The organism is Campylobacter sp. TTU-622 (genome assembly GCF_016598965.1).
In the GTDB taxonomy this organism is placed as follows: domain Bacteria; phylum Campylobacterota; class Campylobacteria; order Campylobacterales; family Campylobacteraceae; genus Campylobacter_D.
This window is the reverse complement of the sequence record NZ_JAENKR010000175.1, coordinates 1-1,025: the sequence shown is the minus strand read 5'-3', so window position 1 is coordinate 1,025 and position 1,025 is coordinate 1. Positions and strand designations below refer to the sequence as shown.

The following is a 1,025-nucleotide window of genomic DNA, read 5'->3' as shown; positions in this document are numbered from 1 at the left end:
ATTATTATCACAGGAATGAGTTTGGGAATTTATGGTCTTATTATGCAACAAATTACTCAAAATAAATTTGTTTCACCAACTACCGCTGGAACTATGGATTGTGCAAGATTTGGAATTTTGATTTCATTAATATTTTTTCATACTTATTCTTTTTTATTTCAAACTTTAATAGCTTGTATTTTTACTATGCTTGGAAGTTTTGTTTTTATACAAATTTTAAGAAAAATAAAATTTAAAGATAGTATTTTTATTCCTCTTGTAGGTTTAATGTTTGGTGGAATTATTAGTTCTTTAACAACATTTTTTGCCTATAGTTTAAATTATATTCAAAATATTCAAGGTTGGTTACAAGGAAGTTTTGCCAATGTTATGCAAGGAAACTATGAGTTAATTTATATAAGTTTGCCTTTATTGATAATTGCGTATATATTTGCTAATAAAATTACTATTGTGGGTATGGGAAAGGAAGTATGTATTAATCTAGGCGTTTCTTATAATTTTATTCTTAGTGTAGGTTTATTTATCGTTTCAGTTATTACTTCAGTAATCGTTTTAACTGTTGGAGTTATACCTTTTTTAGGTCTTATTATACCTAATATTATTTCTATTTATAAAGGAGATAATCTTAAAAAAAATCTTAGCTATATTGCATTAAGTGGAGCTTTGTTTTTACTTATATGTGATATTTTTGCAAGAATAATTATTTTTCCTTTTGAAATGCCAATTAGTATAGTAGCTGGAGCTCTTGGATCTTTGATATTTATTTGGATTTTATTAAAGAGAAAAAATGATTAAAAAAATATATTTTTTAATTTTTATTACTTTACTTAGCGTAGGTATTTATTTATTTAGTTTTATGGGAGAATTTAACGACTATGCTTTAAAAAATCGTAGTTTGCAAGTTATTTCGATTATCATTGTTGGTATATGTATTGCTGTTTCAAGTATTATTTTTCAAACCATTAGTAATAATAAAATTCTTACACCAAGCATTATAGGACTTGATTCTTTATATACGCTTTTAC

Annotated in this window: 2 protein-coding genes; both read left to right on the top strand. The window is 24.6% G+C overall.

Features of this window, described 5'->3' with window-relative positions:
* Nucleotides 1-795, top strand: a 795-nt coding sequence (ceuB, locus tag JG677_RS08280) for an enterochelin ABC transporter permease CeuB (protein ID WP_200286163.1), incomplete at its 5' end; no start/stop codon positions are given.
* The coding region (locus JG677_RS08275) for an iron chelate uptake ABC transporter family permease subunit (protein WP_200286162.1) at nucleotides 788-1,025 on the top strand (238 nt) is incomplete at its 3' end. The genes ceuB and JG677_RS08275, both read left to right, overlap by 8 nt.